Annotated in this window: 11 protein-coding genes; 6 read left to right on the top strand and 5 right to left on the bottom strand. The window is 70.7% G+C overall.

Annotation, left to right across the window (positions count from 1 at the left end; all coding sequences use genetic code 11):
• The first annotated feature begins 120 nt into the window (after positions 1-120).
• The 6 genes from ACWDX6_RS05365 to ACWDX6_RS05340 all read left to right on the top strand — a co-directional run bounded on the left by ACWDX6_RS05365 (position 121) and on the right by ACWDX6_RS05340 (position 8672).
• The gene (locus ACWDX6_RS05365; RefSeq protein WP_451483605.1) at positions 121-1332 is read left to right on the top strand and encodes an ROK family transcriptional regulator; all 1212 of its coding nucleotides are present in this window, start codon (positions 121-123) and stop codon (positions 1330-1332) included.
• A gap of 122 nt (positions 1333-1454) precedes the next feature.
• Positions 1455-2567, top strand: coding sequence for a substrate-binding domain-containing protein (locus tag ACWDX6_RS05360; protein ID WP_451483604.1), 1113 nt, complete (start codon positions 1455-1457; stop codon positions 2565-2567).
• Positions 2568-2743: 176 nt separating this feature from the next.
• Positions 2744-3550: an ATP-binding cassette domain-containing protein gene (locus ACWDX6_RS05355; protein ID WP_451483603.1), complete on the top strand. Its 807-nt coding sequence runs from the start codon at positions 2744-2746 to the stop codon at positions 3548-3550.
• Positions 3547-4890: a sugar ABC transporter permease gene (locus ACWDX6_RS05350; RefSeq protein ID WP_451483602.1), complete on the top strand. Its 1344-nt coding sequence runs from the start codon at positions 3547-3549 to the stop codon at positions 4888-4890. The genes ACWDX6_RS05355 and ACWDX6_RS05350 overlap by 4 nt, the downstream gene beginning before the upstream one ends.
• A 197-nt stretch (positions 4891-5087) precedes the next feature.
• Positions 5088-7007: a 1-deoxy-D-xylulose-5-phosphate synthase gene (dxs, locus tag ACWDX6_RS05345; protein WP_451483601.1), complete on the top strand. Its 1920-nt coding sequence runs from the start codon at positions 5088-5090 to the stop codon at positions 7005-7007.
• A 186-nt stretch (positions 7008-7193) separates the two neighbouring features.
• A complete protein-coding gene (locus tag ACWDX6_RS05340; RefSeq protein WP_451483687.1) occupies positions 7194-8672 on the top strand; it encodes an amino acid permease in 1479 nt (492 codons plus the stop codon).
• A 165-nt stretch (positions 8673-8837) separates the two neighbouring features.
• On the opposite strand, the gene ACWDX6_RS05335 is transcribed toward ACWDX6_RS05340, so the two are convergent.
• The 5 genes from ACWDX6_RS05335 to ACWDX6_RS05315 all read right to left on the bottom strand — a co-directional run bounded on the left by ACWDX6_RS05335 (position 8838) and on the right by ACWDX6_RS05315 (position 15639).
• Complete coding sequence (locus ACWDX6_RS05335) at positions 8838-9908, bottom strand: LCP family protein (RefSeq protein WP_451483600.1); 1071 nt, start codon at positions 9906-9908, stop codon at positions 8838-8840.
• 137 nt (positions 9909-10045) lie between these two features.
• Positions 10046-12175, bottom strand: coding sequence for a 3-hydroxyacyl-CoA dehydrogenase NAD-binding domain-containing protein (locus ACWDX6_RS05330; protein ID WP_451483599.1), 2130 nt, complete (start codon positions 12173-12175; stop codon positions 10046-10048).
• Positions 12172-13386: a thiolase family protein gene (locus ACWDX6_RS05325; protein ID WP_451483598.1), complete on the bottom strand. Its 1215-nt coding sequence runs from the start codon at positions 13384-13386 to the stop codon at positions 12172-12174. The genes ACWDX6_RS05330 and ACWDX6_RS05325 overlap by 4 nt, the downstream gene beginning before the upstream one ends.
• A 208-nt stretch (positions 13387-13594) precedes the next feature.
• Entirely contained in the window at positions 13595-14878 is a 1284-nt protein-coding gene (locus tag ACWDX6_RS05320) for a ribonuclease D (RefSeq protein WP_451483597.1), read from the bottom strand.
• Positions 14879-14973: 95 nt separating this feature from the next.
• Entirely contained in the window at positions 14974-15639 is a 666-nt protein-coding gene (locus ACWDX6_RS05315; RefSeq protein WP_015037008.1) for a response regulator transcription factor, read from the bottom strand.
• Between the last annotated feature and the right edge of the window lie 2 nt (positions 15640-15641).

Raw genomic sequence — 15641 nt, 5'->3', positions numbered from 1 at the left:
CCCGCCCCGCTCAAGGTCTTGACGGGGAACACCCCGAACAGCTCATCTTAGAGTTCACAAGTTGGAGAAGGAGCCGGGGTCTCATTGGCGCGGCCCCGGCAGGCGGGAGTGGATGAGTCGATGGAGACTCCGGGGTCGCAGACATCTCTGCACAGGGCCAACCTCGAACGGGTCGTGCGCGCGGTGCGCATGGCCGGCTCGCTCACCCAGGCGGAGATCGCCCGTGCGACCGGCCTGTCGGCCGCCACGGTGTCCAACATCGTGCGGGAGTTGAAGGACGGCGGAACCGTCGAGGTCACCCCCACCTCCGCGGGCGGCCGGCGGGCCCGCAGCGTCTCGCTCTCCGGTGACGCGGGGATCGTCATCGGCGTCGACTTCGGCCACACCCACCTCCGGGTCGCCGTCGGCAACCTCGCCCACCAGGTCCTCGCCGAGGAGGCCGAGCCGCTCGACGTGGACGCCTCCTCCGCCGAGGGCTTCGACCGGGCGGAGACGCTGGTCAAGCGGCTGATCGCGGCCACCGGCATCGGTCAGGACAAGGTCGTCGGCGTCGGCCTCGGCGTGCCCGGGCCGATCGACGTCTCCTCGGGCACCCTCGGCTCCACCTCGATCCTCCCGGGCTGGACCGGCATCAACCCCGCCGACGAGCTCTCCGGCCGCCTCGGCGTGCCCGTGTACGTGGACAACGACGCCAACCTCGGCGCGCTCGGCGAGCTCGTCTGGGGCAGCGGCCGGGGGGTCAAGGACCTGGCCTACATCAAGGTCGCCAGCGGTGTCGGCGCCGGCCTGGTCATCGACGGGCGGGTGTACCGCGGCCCCGGCGGCACCGCCGGCGAGATCGGGCACATCACGCTCGACGAGTCGGGCCCGGTCTGCCGCTGCGGCAACCGCGGCTGCCTGGAGACCTTCACCGCCGCCCGCTACGTCCTGCCGCTGCTCCAGCCCGGCCACGGGCCCGATCTGACCATGGAGCGGGTCGTCCAGCTGGCCCGCGAGGGCGATCCCGGCTGCCGCCGGGTGGTCGCCGACGTCGGCCGCCACATCGGCAGCGGCATCGCCAACCTGTGCAACCTGCTCAACCCCAGCAGGGTGGTCCTCGGCGGCGACCTCGCGGAGGCCGGCGAGCTGGTCATCGGCCCGATCCGCGACTCGGTCTCGCGGTACGCCATCCCCAGCGCCGCCCGACAGCTCTCCCTCGCCCCCGGAGCCCTCGGCGGCCGCGCCGAGGTGCTCGGCGCGCTCGCTCTCGTACTGAGCGAAATGGGCGATTCGACCCTGTTGGAGAGTGCCCTTCCCTCAGCCGCTCCGGTCTCCACTCCTGCCTTCACTTAGAAAACGGATGGCACCGTTGTCATCTCGTTAAGGATTTACTCCTTGACGTCGACGTTGCGGCCGAGTTGACTTCCAGCCACCTCGGCCGCAACGTCGCGGCCTCGTCAGGGAGGCAACCCCACATGAACGCAATGATGCGTCGCGTCGTCATAGGCACGGCCGCGGTATCCATGGCCCTCTCCGTCGCCGCCTGTGGCAAGGCGGGCGACACCGGCTCGGGTTCGGGCGGCACCAGCGGGAACGGCGGAGACGGCAAGACCATCGGTCTGCTGCTGCCGGAGAACAAGACCACGCGTTACGAGACCTTCGACCGCCCGATCATCGAGGCGAAGATCAAGGCCCTCTGCTCGGACTGCGAGGTCAAGTACAACAACGCCGCGCAGGACACCGAGACGCAGAAGAAGCAGTTCGACGCGCTCGTCACGCAGGGCGTGAAGGTCATCATCCTGGACTCGGTCGACTACAAGGCCACCAAGTCCTGGGTCCAGCACGCCAAGGAGCAGGGCGTCTCCGTCGTCGCGTACGACCGCCTGGCCGAGGGCCCCATCTCCGCCTACGTTTCGTACGACAACGAGAAGATCGGCCGCCTGCAGGGCGAGGCCCTGATCGAGGCCCTCGGCGACAAGGCCAAGGACGCCAACGTCGTCATGATCAACGGCTCGCCGACCGACCCGAACGCCCCGCTGTTCAAGAAGGGCGCCCACAGCGTCCTCGACACCGGCGTCAAGAAGGTCGTCTACGAGCAGGACATCCCCGACTGGTCCCCGGACGAGGCCAACAAGAAGATGGGCGCCGCCATCGACTCCCTGGGCAAGAACGGCTTCCAGGGCGTCTACTCCGCCAACGACGGCATGGCCGGCGGCATCATCACCGCCCTGTCCAAGCAGGGCATCAAGGTCCCGGTCGGCGGCCAGGACGCCGAGCTCGCCGGTCTCCAGCGCATCCTGAAGGGCGACCAGGCCTTCACGATCTACAAGCAGATCAAGCCCGAGGCCGAGACCACCGCCGAGATCGCCGTCCGCCTGCTCAAGGGCGAGAAGATCGACGACCTGGTTCCCGCCAAGGTCACCAGCCTGACCGGTGAGTTCAAGGACATCCCGGCGAAGCTGTACGACGCGCAGGTCGTGACCAAGGAGAACATCGGCTCCACGATCATCGCCGACGGCGTCTACGAGGCCGGGGCCCTCTGCGTCGGCGAGTACAAGGCGGCCTGCGAGGCGGCGGGCATCAAGTAACCCCACCGCCGGCACGCCCCCCGGAGGCCCGCACAGCGCCTCCGGAGGGACCCGGTCCGGTCCGGCGCACCCCGCCCCGTTCAACGCCCCGCAAGCGGGGGCGGGGCGCCGGACTCCCTCGCACCCCTCATGTGCTCCCCTGCACCACCATCCCCGCCGGTCAGGCGGCGAAGGAGATGATTCACGTGTCCGCTACGCCCGTGCTGGCGTTGCGCGGGGTCTCCAAGCGGTTCGGCGCCGTCCAGGTGCTCACCGATGTCGAACTGGAGATCCATGCCGGAGAGGTCGTCGCCCTCGTGGGCGACAACGGCGCCGGCAAGTCGACCCTCGTCAAGACGATCTCGGGTGTCCACCCGATCGACGAGGGCACCATCGAGTGGAACGGCCGGCCCGTCCACATCACCAGGCCGAACGACGCCCAGGCCCTCGGTGTCGCCACCGTCTACCAGGACCTGGCGCTCTGCGACAACCTCGACGTCGTCGCCAACCTCTTCCTCGGCAGCGAGCTGCGCTCCGCGTCCGTCCTCGACGAGATCGCGATGGAGAAGCGCGCCAAGGAGCTTCTGGACACCCTGTCCATCCGCATCCCCTCGGTCCGCATCCCCGTCGCGGCGCTCTCCGGCGGTCAGCGCCAGGTCGTCGCCATCGCCCGCGCCCTCATCGGCGACCCCAAGATCGTGATCCTGGACGAGCCGACCGCCGCCCTCGGCGTCGAGCAGACGGCACAGGTGCTCGACCTGGTGGAGCGGCTGCGCGAGCGCGGCCACGGCGTCATCCTCATCAGCCACAACATGGCCGATGTGCGCGCCGTCGCGGACCGGGTCGCGGTCCTGCGCCTGGGCCGCAACAACGGCGACTTCAAGGTCGCCGACACCAGCCACGAGACGATCATCGCCGCCATCACCGGAGCCACGGACAACGCCGTGACCCGTCGGCAGGCCCGTACGGCCTCGGCCACGGCCACGAAGGAGGACGCGAAGTGAGCGACCTCGCCAAGACCCCCGAGCCCACGACGGCCGACGAGGCCACCACGGCCCCGGAGGCCACCACGGCCCCGGAGGCCACCGCGGCCCCGGCCGCCTCCGCCGCCCCCATCCCCGCCGTCGACCCGCGCCTGCTGGTCCGAGAGGAGGGCCTCAAGGGCTACTGGACCGAGTTCAGCCGCAAGATCCGCGGCGGCGAACTCGGCTCCCTGCCCGTCGTCCTGGGCCTGATCGTCATCGCGATCGTCTTCCAGGTCCAGAACGGCAACTTCCTCTCCGCGAGCTCCGTCGCCAACATCGCGGTCTACTCCTCCGGCCTCGGCATCATGGCCGTCGGCATCGTCTTCGTCCTCATCCTGGGCGAGATCGACCTGTCGATGGGGTCCGTCGCCGGCGTCGGCGCGGCCGTCTGGGCCGTGCTCAACGTCACCAACGGCGTGAACGACCTGCTGTCGGTCGTCCTCGCCGTGGCCTCCGGCCTCCTCATCGGCCTGCTGCACGGCTTCTTCTTCGCCAAGATCGGCGTCCCGGCCTTCGTGGTCACCCTCGCCGGCTTCCTCGGCTGGAGCGGTCTGCAGATCTGGCTGATGGGCCAGGAGGGCTCGATCAACGCCCCCTCCGGCTCCATCGTGGAGAACCTCACCGCGTACTACTTCGAGGACAAGGCCGCCGCGTACGGCCTCGCCCTCGTGGCGGTCCTCGCCTACGCCGGCTCGCTGCTCCTGGACGCCAAGCGCCGCAAGGCCGCCGCCCTGCCGTCCCGCCCCGTCAGCGAGATCGTGCTGCGCACGGCCGTCGTCGCGATCCTCTGTTTCGTCGTCGCCTACGTCCTGAACGAGCCCCAGGGCGCCCGCGGCCTGCCGCTGGCCCTGGTCCTCTTCGTGGCCGTCCTGGTGATCGCCGACTTCGTCGCCCGCCGCACCCTGTTCGGCCGCAAGGTCTTCGCGGTCGGCGGCAACGCCGAGGCCGCCCGCCGCGCCGGCATCGACGTCGACCGGATCCGGATCGTCGTCTTCGGCGTCTCCGGCATGCTCGCCGCCTTCGGAGGCCTCTTCGTGGCGAGCCTCTCCGGCGGCGCGACCAAGAGCCTCGGCAGCGGCAACACGCTGATGCTGGTCATCGCGGCCGCCGTCATCGGCGGCACCAGCCTCTTCGGCGGCCGCGGCAAGGTCTGGTCGGCGCTCCTGGGCATGATCGTCATCCAGTCGATCCAGCAGGGCCTGAACATGATCGGCATGGCCAACGAGATCCAGTACATGATCACCGGCGCGGTGCTCCTCGCCGCCGTCGTGATCGACTCGGTCTCCCGCCGTACGCAGAAGACCGCGGGCCGAGCGTAACCCTCACCACAGTGCCCGGCGCCGGAGAACCGGCGCCGGGCACTGCTGCGTCTGGCCCTGTACAACGCCCGTACGCCCACCGGTGTGTCCGCCGCACGAGTGACGCGGAACCAGCCGCCCGATGACGACGGCCACCGGCGGAACATTAGACTCGACAAATCGGCAAGCTCGACCAGCTCAATGGCAAGGAGGCACGGGTGGCATTGCTGACCCGTATCAGGGGACCGCGCGATCTGGACCGGCTCTCCCCGGAGCAGCTGGAGCAGCTGGCGGAGGAGATCCGGACGTTTCTCGTGGACGCCGTCTCCAAGACCGGCGGTCACCTGGGGCCCAACCTCGGCGTGGTCGAGCTGACCATCGCCCTGCACCGCGTCTTCGACTCCCCGAAGGACAAGGTCCTCTTCGACACCGGCCACCAGAGCTACGTCCACAAGCTGCTCACCGGCCGCCAGGACTTCTCCCGGCTCAAGATGAAGGGCGGCCTGTCCGGCTACCCCTCGCAGGCCGAGTCCGAGCACGACGTCATCGAGAACTCGCACGCCTCCACCGTCCTCGGCTGGGCCGACGGCCTGGCCAAGGCCAACGAGGTCCTCAAGAAGGACGACCACGTCGTCGCCGTCATCGGCGACGGTGCCCTCACGGGCGGCATGGCCTGGGAGGCGCTGAACAACATCGCCGCCGCCAAGGACCGCCCGCTCGTCATCGTCGTCAACGACAACGAACGGTCCTACGCGCCGACGATCGGCGGGCTCGCCAACCACCTGGCCACCCTGCGGACGACCGACGGCTACGAGCGCTTCCTCGCCCGCGGCAAGGACATCCTGGAGCGCACCCCGGTCGTCGGCAGGCCGCTCTACGAGACGCTGCACGGCGCCAAGAAGGGCCTGAAGGACTTCATCGCCCCGCAGGGCATGTTCGAGGACCTCGGCCTGAAGTACGTCGGCCCCATCGACGGCCACGACATCGAGGCCCTGGAGTCCGCCCTCACGCGCGCCAAGCGCTTCGGCGGCCCGGTCATCGTCCACTGCCTCACCGAGAAGGGCCGCGGCTACCAGCCCGCCCTGGCGGACGAGGCCGACCGCTTCCACGCCGTCGGCAAGATCCACCCCGACACCGGCCTGCCGATCGCCTCCTCCGGCGCCGACTGGACCTCGGTCTTCGGCGAGGAGATGGTCAAGCTCGGCAAGGAGCGCGAGGACATCGTCGCGATCACCGCGGCCATGCTCCAGCCCGTCGGCCTCGACAAGTTCGCCAAGGCCTTCCCCGAGCGGGTGTACGACGTCGGCATCGCCGAGCAGCACGCCGCCGTCTCGGCCGCCGGCCTCGCCACCGGCGGACTCCACCCGGTCTTCGCCGTCTACGCCACCTTCCTCAACCGCGCCTTCGACCAGGTCCTGATGGACGTGGCCCTGCACAAGTGCGGCGTCACCTTCGTCCTGGACCGCGCGGGTGTCACCGGCACCGACGGCGCCTCCCACAACGGCATGTGGGACATGTCGATCCTCCAGGTCGTCCCCGGCCTGCGGCTCGCCGCCCCGCGCGACGCCGACCAGGTCCGGGCCCAGCTGCGCGAGGCCGTCGAGGTCACCGACGCCCCGACCGTCGTCCGCTTCTCCAAGGGCGCCGTCGGCCCCGCCGTACCGGCCCTGCGCCGCATCGGCGGCATGGACGTGCTCCGCGAGCCCGGCAGCGACCGTCCGGACGTCCTCCTCGTCTCCGTCGGCGCGCTGGCGCCGATGTGCCTGGAGATCGCCGGCCTGCTCGACGCGCAGGGCATCTCCACCACCGTCGTCGACCCGCGCTGGGTCAAGCCGGTCGACGAGGCGATGGCCCCGCTCGCTGAGCAGCACCGGGTCGTCGTCACGGTCGAGGACAACAGCCGGGTCGGCGGTGTCGGCTCCGCCGTCGCCCAGGCGCTGCGCGACGCGGGCGTGGACGTACCGCTGCGCGACTTCGGCATTCCGCCGCGCTTCCTCGACCACGCCTCCCGCAAGGAGGTCATGGCCGAGATCGGGCTCACCGCCCCGGACATCGCCCGCCAGGTCACGGGACTCGTCTCGCGCCTGGACGGACGCTACGAGCACAGCGCGGAGGCGGTCGAGCCCGCCCGCGACTGACCCGCCACGGAGCATCGCATTGGGCCGGTCGGACCACCTCAGGGGTGGCCGGCCGGTCCTTTCGTGTGAAAGCCGCTCTCCTGGACGCGCGCCGCCACCCCCGCCTCTCGATCATGGGGCTGTGACCGACGGCACGGAGGTACGACGGTGAGCACGGACCAGCAGCCGCCACAGGCGCGCTCCGGCATGTTCCGGACCAAGACGGTCGAGCAGTCGATCCGCGACACGGAAGAGCCCGAGCACGCGCTCAAGAAATCACTCTCGGCCTGGGACCTGACCGTCTTCGGCGTCGGAGTCATCATCGGCACCGGCATCTTCGTGCTCACCGGCAAGGTGGCCAAGGAGAACGCGGGCCCCGCCACCGCGCTCGCCTTCGTCGCCGCCGGCATCGTCTGCGCGCTCGCCGCCCTGTGCTACGCCGAGTTCGCCTCGACGGTCCCCGTCGCCGGATCGGCGTACACCTTCGCGTACGCCTCCATGGGCGAACTGCCCGCCTGGATCATCGGCTGGGACCTCGTCCTGGAGTTCGCGCTCGGCACGGCGGTGGTCGCGGTCGGCTGGTCCGGGTACGTCCGGTCCCTGATGGACAACATCGGCTGGCATCTACCCGCGGCCCTCGAAGGGCCGGACGCCGCCGGCGGCACCTTCGACATCCTGGCCTTCCTGCTGGTCCTCGTGCTGACCGTGATCCTGGTCCTCGGGATGAAGCTCTCGGCCCGGATCACCGCGCTCGTCGTGGCCATCAAGGTCACGGTCGTCATGATCGTGATCATCGCGGGTCTCTTCTTCATCGTGGGCGACAACTACGACCCGTTCATCCCCCCGGCCGTGAGCCCGGCCGACGGCGCGTCCGGCTGGGACTCCCCGCTGGTCGAGCTGATCTTCGGCTACGAGCCCACCAACTTCGGGGTGATGGGCATCTTCACCGCCGCCTCCGTCGTCTTCTTCGCCTTCATCGGCTTCGACGTGGTCGCCACCGCCGCCGAGGAGACCAAGCTCCCGCAGCGCGACATGCCCCGCGGCATCCTCGGCTCGCTGTTCATCTGCACCGTGCTTTACGTCGCCGTCGCGCTGGTCGTGACCGGTATGCAGCACTACACCCAGCTGTCGGTGAGCGCCCCGCTCGCGGACGCGTTCAAGGCCACCGGGCACCCCTTCTACGCCGGCGTGATCAGCTTCGGCGCGGCCGTCGGTCTCACCACCGTCTGCCTCATCCTGCTGCTCGGCCAGACGCGCGTGTTCTTCGCGATGAGCCGTGACGGACTGCTGCCGCGGTTCTTCTCCGTTACCCACCACCGCTTCAGGACCCCGTACCGCCCCACCATCCTGCTCGGCGTGATCATCGCGATCGTCGCGGGCTTCACCAGCATCAACGAGCTGGCGACCCTGGTGAACATCGGCACCCTCTTCGCCTTCGTGATCGTGGCCGCCGGTGTGATCGTGCTGCGCCGCAGCCGCCCCGACCTGCCCCGCGCGTTCCGCGCCCCGTGGGTGCCGGTGCTCCCGATCGTCTCCATCGCCGCGTCGTTCTGGCTGATGCTCAACCTGCCCGGCGAGACCTGGTTCCGCTTCGCCGTCTGGATGGCGATCGGCATCGTCGTCTACTTCCTGTACGGACGCGGCCACAGCCGCCTCGGCAAGGCCGGCCCGAACGCGACGTACTAGCCCGGTACCGACCCTCCGGGTGGGCGCGTGGGCCCACGCGGCGGGCCCCCTGCTCACCCACCGCCGCCGCACTTCCCGGTCGGCCGTGACCACCGGGCACGGCCGGCCGGCCGCGTCACCGGCCGGTTCGACGATCAGAAGAGGCGGATCCGTCCGTCCAGGATGTCAGCCACCGGTGGCCGGGGACTTCTTCGCCGACTCCGGGATGGGCAGGTCCGCGCGGATCGCCTGCCACAGCCGGGAGGCGTTCGGCTCCGCGGCGACGACCCGGTTCGGGTCCTGCTTGTCGTACGCCACCGGCAGCATGATCGTCTCCATGGCAGCCGGGTCGACACCGTTCATCGAGCGGGCGAACTCGCTCAGCGCGGTCAGCGAAGCCAGTTCCGAGTCGGTGGTGAGCGCCTTGGTGGCGGAGTCGGCGATCTTGTAGGTCTTGGCCGGGCTGCTGAGCAGGTCCTGCTTCTTCACCTCGGTGAGCAGGGCCATCAGGAACTTCTGCTGGTTCCCGATGCGGCCGAGGTCGCTGCCGTCCTTGACGCCGTACCGGGTCCGTACGTACGCGAGGGACTGCGTGCCGTTCAGCCGCTGCGGACCGGCCGCGAGGTCCAGCCCGCCCGGGCCGTTCTCGATGGGCTCGTCGAGGTGGACGGTGACCCCGCCGATCGCGTCGACGAGGTCCTTGAAGCCGGCGAAGTCGATCTCCATGTAGTGGTCGAGCCGGACGCCCGACATCGTCTCGACCGTCTTCACGACACACGCCGGACCGTACTGCGCGTACACCGAGTTGAACATCACCCGCTGCGCGGACGGGGCCGTACCGCCGTCGGACTTCCGGCACACGGGCCGGGTGACGAGCGTGTCGCGCGGGATGCTGATCGCGGTGGCCCGGGTCCGGCCCTCGGGTATGTGCACCACCAGCGCGGTGTCCGAGCGGGCCCCGGCCACCGTGCCGCCGTCCAGCGCCCCGTTGGCGCCCGCCCGCGAGTCCGAGCCGAGCACCAGCAGGTTCTGCCCGGTGGTCGGCCGTCGCGGCGGACGGTCGTCACCGAGCGCCTTGTCCAGGTCGACGCCCCTGATGTTGCCGTCGATGCGGGAGTAGCTCCAGTACCCGGTGGAGCCCGCGCCCACCACGGCGATCAGCAGGGTCCACAGCAGAGCACGCCGGACGCGCTGCCCGCGCGTGCGGGCTCCGCGCCGGGAGGCGCGCCCACGGGGCGAGGTCGATATCTCCGTCATGGGTTCGCACTATAGACAGGCTTTCGACTCCCGTCGGGAGAAGGCGAATTCGGGCCGCCCGGGATGCCCGGGACGGACGGCGGCCCCGGCACCGTGAACAGGTGCCGGGGCCGCCGGATCCGCGTGCCGTGCCGGGGTTACGCCGGGACGCTCGCCACGCCCTGGGCGAGGAAGCGCTTGCCGTTCACCCGCTCGGAGACGCCCTCACGGTCCAGGTACGGCGTGATGCCGCCCAGGTGGAAGGGCCAGCCCGCGCCCGTGATCAGGCAGAGGTCGATGTCCTGCGCCTCGGCGACGACACCCTCCTCCAGCATCAGGCCGATCTCCTGCGCCACCGCGTCCAGGACGCGGTCGCGGACCTGCTCCTCCGTCAGGACGACGTCGCCCTGCTTGAGGAGCGCGGCGACCTCGGGGTCCAGCTCCGGCTTGCCGGAGTCGTAGACGTAGAAGCCGCGCTTGCCCGCCTTGACGACGGCGGCGAGGTTCGGGGAGACCTTGAAGCGGTCCGGGAACGCCTTGTTGAGCGTCTCCGAGACGTGCAGACCGATGGCCGGGCCGACGAGCTCCAGGAGGACCAGCGGCGACATCGGCAGGCCGAGCGGCTCGATGGCCTTTTCGGCCGTCTCGACCGGGGTGCCCTCGTCGATGACGTTCTGGATCTCGCCCATGAAGCGGGTCAGGATGCGGTTCACGACGAACGCCGGGGCGTCCTTGGTGAGGACCGCGGTCTTCTTCAGCTTCTTCGCCACGCCGAAGGCGGTGGCGAGCGAGGCGTCGTCCGTCTTCTCGCCGCGCACGATCTCCAGGAGCGGGAGGATCGCGACCGGGTTGAAGAAGTGGAAGCCGACCACGCGCTCCGGGTGCTGGAGCTTGGAGGCCATCTCCGAGACGGAGAGCGAGGAGGTGTTGGTGGCGAGGATCGCGTGCGCCGGGGCGACCGCCTCGACCTCCGCGAACACCTTCTGCTTGACGCTCATCTCCTCGAACACGGCCTCGATGATGAAGTCCGCGTCCGCGAAGCCCTCGGCCTTGTCCAGGACACCGGAGACCAGGCCCTTGAGACGGTTGGCCTTGTCCTGGTTGATCCGGCCCTTGCCGAGCAGCTTCTCGATCTCGGCGTGGACGTAGCCCACACCCTTGTCGACGCGCTCCTGGTCGATGTCGGTCAGCACGACCGGCACCTCGAGGCGGCGCAGGAAGAGCAGGGCCAGCTGCGAGGCCATCAGACCGGCGCCGACGACGCCGACCTTGGTGACCGGGCGGGCCAGGGACTTGTCCGGGGCACCGGCCGGGCGCTTGGCCCGCTTCTGCACCAGGTTGAAGGCGTAGATGCCGGAGCGCAGCTCGCCGCCCATGATCAGGTCCGCGAGGGCCTGGTCCTCGGCGTCGAAGCCCTTCTGCAGGTCGCCGTCCTTGGCCGCCGCGATGATGTCCAGGGCGCGGTACGCCGCCGGGGCGGCGCCGTGCACCTTGGAGTCGGCGATGAACCGGCCCTTGGCGACGGCCGCGTCCCAGCCCTCGCCGCGGTCGATCTCGGGACGCTCGACCGTGACGGTCCCGTTGAGGACGGAGGCCGTCCAGATCAGCGACTGCTCCAGGAAGTCGGCGCCCTCGAAGATCGCGTCGGCGATGCCGAGCTCGAAGACCTGCGCGCCCTTGAGCTGGCGGTTCTGGTTCAGCGAGTTCTCGATGATGACCGAGACGGCCTTGTCGGCACCGATCAGGTTCGGCAGGATCGCGCAGCCGCCCCAGCCCGGGACCAGACCGAGGAAGACCTCGGGCAGCGAGAAGGCCGGCAGGGCCTTGGAGACGGTGCGGTAGGTGCAGTGCAGACCGACCTCGACACCGCCGCCCATCGCCGCGCCGTTGTAGTACGCGAAGGTCGGCACGGCGAGCGACGACAGACGCTTGAAGACGTCGTGGCCGCCCTTGCCGATGGCGAGCGCGTCCTCGTGCCGCTTCAGCAGTTCGACGCCCTTGAGGTCGGCGCCGACGGCGAAGATGAACGGCTTGCCGGTGAGGCCGACGCCGACGATCTCACCGTTCGCGGCCTCGGCCTCGACCTGGTCGATGGCGGTGTTGAGGTTCGCCAGCGACTGCGGGCCGAAGGTGGTCGGCTTGGTGTGGTCGAAGCCGTTGTCCAGCGTGATCAGCGCGAACCGGCCCGCGCCCGCGGGCAGTTCGAAGTGCCGTACGTGGGCACTGGTGACGACCTCGTCCGGGAACAGCTCGGCCGCACCCTTCAAAAGCTCTGCGGTGGTGCTCACTTGCCCTCCCAGTGGGGGTTCTCCCAGATGACGGTGGCGCCCATGCCGAAGCCGACGCACATCGTGGTGAGGCCGTAACGGACCTGCGGGTTCTCCTCGAACTGGCGAGCCAGCTGCGTCATGAGACGGACGCCGGAGGAGGCGAGCGGGTGACCGTAGGCGATCGCGCCGCCGTACTGGTTGACGCGGGCGTCGTCGTCGGCGATGCCGTAGTGCTCCAGGAAGGCGAGGACCTGGACCGCGAAGGCCTCGTTGATCTCGAAGAGGTTGATGTCCTCGATCGAGAGGCCGGCCTTGGCGAGGGCCTTCTCGGTCGCCGGGATCGGGCCGTAGCCCATGACCTCCGGCTCGACGCCGGCGAAGGCGTACGAGACGAGGCGCATCTTGACCGGGAGGCCGTTCTCGCGGGCGAAGTCCTCGGAGGCGATGATCGAGGCGGTGGCGCCGTCGTTGAGACCGGCCGCGTTACCGGCGGTGACGTTGCCGTGGACGCGGAACGGCGTCTTGAGGTTTGCCAGCGACTCCAGGGTGGTGCCCGGGCGCATCGGCTCGTCGGCGGTGACCAGACCCCAGCCGGTCTCGCCGGCCTCCGGGCTGGTGCGGCGCACCGAGACGGGCACCAGGTCCTGCTGGATCTTGCCGTCGGCGTACGCCTTGGCGGCCTTCTCCTGCGAGCGCACGGCGTACTCGTCGGCGCGCCGCTTGGTGATGCTCGGGTAGCGGTCGTGCAGGTTCTCGGCGGTCATGCCCATGAACAGGGCGGACTCGTCGACCAGCTTCTCGCTCACGAAGCGCGGGTTCGGGTCGACGCCCTCGCCCATCGGGTGACGGCCCATGTGCTCGACGCCACCGGCGATGACGGCGTCGTACGCGCCGAAGGCGATCGAACCGGCGACGCTGGTCACGGCGGTCAGCGCGCCGGCGCACATGCGGTCGATGGAGTAGCCCGGGACGGACTGCGGCAGGCCGGCGAGGATGCCGGCGGTGCGGCCGAGGGTCAGACCCTGGTCACCGATCTGCGTGGTCGCCGCGATGGCGACCTCGTCGATCTTCGCGGGGTCGAGGCCGGGGTTGCGGCGCAGCAGCTCCCGGATGGCCTTCACGACGAGGTCGTCGGCGCGGGTCTCGTGGTAGATGCCCTTCGGGCCCGCCTTGCCGAACGGGGTGCGGACGCCGTCGACGAAGACGACGTCCCTGACGGTACGAGGCACGATGGCTCTCCTCCAGGTGCGGGATGGCACTGCACTGCTGCCGCGCACGCCTAAGCGCGCGCTTGCTCCCCCATGCTACTTGCGGGTAACCATGCTGCCCAGCCCCTGGGGGTGGAGCGGCGAAGGTCACACCGGAACGGGGGTACGCGAAAGCCCCCGGCAGGGGGCACCAGGGGCTTCTCTCCGCGGGCGGAACACCGGGGCCTTCCTACGCCGTCGCCGACAGCGCCGTCAGCAGGAGCGGGGTCACCAGCTCCACCTGCCAGGGGCGGGCGCCGTAGCCGGTGAGGGCGGCGGCGACCGTGTCGGGGGTGGCCGGGGCCGGCGGTTCCCAGCAGAGGCGGCGGACCGTGTCCGGGGCGATCAGGTTCTCCTGCGGAAGGTTCAGCTCCTCCGCCAGGGCCGAGACCGACGCACGGGCCGCCGACAGACGCGCCGCGGCCGCCGGGTCCTTGTCCGCCCAGGCGCGCGGCGGCGGCGGGCCGGCGACCTGCTGGCCGGGCTGCGGAAGCTCGTGGTCCGGGAGTGCCTTCGCCCGCTCCACGGCGGCCTGCCACTGCTCCAGCTGGCGGCGGCCCATGCGGTGGCCGAAGCCCGGCAGCGCGGCGAGGGCCGCGACGTTCGGCGGCACCGACAGGGCGGCCTCCACGATCGCGGCGTCGCTCAGCACCTTGCCGGGGGAGACGTCCCGCCGCTGGGCGATCCGGTCCCGGGCCGTCCACAGCTCGCGCACCACCGCCATCTGGCGACGGCGCCGCACCTTGTGCATGCCGGACGTGCGCCGCCAGGGGTCGACGCGCGGCGGGGCGGGCGGCGCCGAGGCGATCGCGTCGAACTCCTGCCGGGCCCAGTCCAGCTTGCCCTGCCGGTCGAGCTCCTTCTCCAGCGCGTCCCGCAGGTCGACGAGCAGCTCGACGTCCAGCGCGGCGTACCGGAGCCAGGGCTCGGGCAGCGGGCGGGTGGACCAGTCCACCGCGGAGTGGCCCTTCTCCAGGGCGTAGCCGAGGACGGACTCGACCATCGCACCGAGTCCGACCCGGGGGAAGCCCGCGAGCCGGCCGGCCAGCTCGGTGTCGAAGAGACGCGTGGGCACCATGCCTATGTCACGCAGGCAGGGCAGGTCCTGGGTGGCGGCGTGCAGGATCCACTCGGTCCCGGCGAGCGCCTCGCCGAGACCGGAGAGGTCGGGGCAGCCCACCGGGTCGATGAGCGCGCTGCCCGCGCCCTCGCGGCGCAGCTGGACGAGGTAGGCGCGCTGGCCGTAGCGGTAGCCGGAGGCGCGCTCGGCGTCGACGGCGACCGGGCCGCGGCCGGCGGCGAAGGCGGCGATCACGTCGGCCAGGGCCTCGTCGGTCGCCACCACGGGCGGGATGCCCTCGCGGGGCTCCAGCAAGGGGATCGGCAGCCCGTTCGCAGGGACGTCGTCGTCCGGAGGGGCGCCCCCGGTGGTTCGCAGTGCTGTGTCTGCTGCGGTCTCTTGGGCGTCGGTCACCTGTCAAGGGTATCTGCGAACGGCAAGCGCCTGTCGACGGAACGTTCCGTCGACAGGCGCTGATCTTGCCTCGACCGCTCGGGGAGCGGTTCCGTTCAGTGGATGATGCCGGTGCGCAGGGCCACCGCGACCATGCCGGCGCGGTCGCCGGTGCCCAGCTTGCGGGCGATCCGGGCGAGGTGGCTCTTCACGGTCAGCGCGGACAGGCCCATCGAGACGCCGATGGCCTTGTTCGACTGGCCCTCGGCGACCAGCCGGAGCACCTCGACCTCGCGGCCGGAGAGCTCGCGGTAGCCACCCGGGTGGCTCGGGGCACCCGGGGGGCGGCGGTGGCCGAGGCGGGCGGCCGCGGCGCCGATGGGGGCGGCGCCGGGGCGGGTGGGATGCCCGATGTTCGTACGCGTACCGGTGACGACATAGCCCTTGACGCCGCCGGCCAGGGCGTTGCGTACGGCGCCGATGTCGTCGGCCGCGGAGAGGGCGAGGCCGTTGGGCCAGCCCGCGGCGCGGGTCTCGGACAGGAGCGTGAGGCCGCTGCCGTCGGGGAGGTGGACGTCGGCCACACAGATGTCGCGGGGGTTGCCCACGCGGGGGCGGGCCTCGGCGATGGACGACGCCTCGATGACGTCTCGTACTCCAAGGGCCCACAGGTGGCGGGTGACGGTGGAGCGGACGCGCGGGTCGGCCACGACGACCATGGCGGTCGGCTTGTTGGGTCGGTAGGCGACCAGGCTTGCGGGCTGCTCGAGGAGAACGGACACAC

The sequence above is a fragment of the Streptomyces sp. NPDC003027 genome (genome assembly GCF_053591435.1).
This window is presented reverse-complemented; position numbering and strand designations above follow the sequence as displayed.